Origin of the sequence: Arthrobacter flavus (assembly GCF_039526005.1) — a bacterium.
Taxonomy (GTDB): domain Bacteria; phylum Actinomycetota; class Actinomycetes; order Actinomycetales; family Micrococcaceae; genus Arthrobacter_D; species Arthrobacter_D flavus.
Genome location: NZ_BAAAIJ010000062.1, coordinates 1 through 599 on the forward strand (window position 1 = coordinate 1; position 599 = coordinate 599).

Sequence of the window (599 nt, forward strand, 5' to 3'; positions counted from 1 at the left end):
CAACCGCTACTGGGAAAACTGGACGCAAGAAAACCAATCAGCTATCGCATAGACGCTGGACTGCTAACGGGGGCCCAACCAAAAGAACTCATAACAAAAGAACATCAGCGGATCGTCACCATGGTGGCGGTCCGCTGTCTTGCTCAGATTCCGATACAGAGTGGCTCGTGAGACTTTGAAAGTGGCTGCGATCTGTTGCGTGGTGTAGCTGCCAGACTCAATCATGGTTCGGGCCCGACCAATCTGCGTTGGGCCCGAACCCAGCTTCCGTCCTCCCGGGGCCACGGCTGTGAGCGGCCAACCGCCCTTCCTGAGTCCTCTCCACAATCAAGTCACGCTCAAATTCGGTATTCGCCAACTGGGGCCAAATTAAGCCGCCCTGACGGGGCCATTTACGGTTGACATAGTCACAATGCAACAGATTGAAGGTTGAGCCGGGCTGGACCCCACAGCTCGACGGATACTTCTTTGATCAACGACCTCCCTGCCCTGAACGGTCAAGACGCAGTGGAGAAGCGACTGAGCTGCTGTGGTGATTTCGGACGGCGGATTTGATGGTTTTCTCTACGCTGCCATGGCTGGCTGTTGGTAACTGTAGT

Annotated in this window: 1 protein-coding gene; it reads right to left on the reverse strand. The window is 55.4% G+C overall.

What is annotated here, in order from left to right; all coding sequences use genetic code 11:
- Positions 1-63: 63 nt before the first annotated feature.
- The gene (locus ABD059_RS17800; RefSeq protein WP_377959628.1) at positions 64-285 is read right to left on the reverse strand and encodes a helix-turn-helix domain-containing protein; all 222 of its coding nucleotides are present in this window, start codon (positions 283-285) and stop codon (positions 64-66) included.
- Positions 286-599 lie beyond the last annotated feature (314 nt).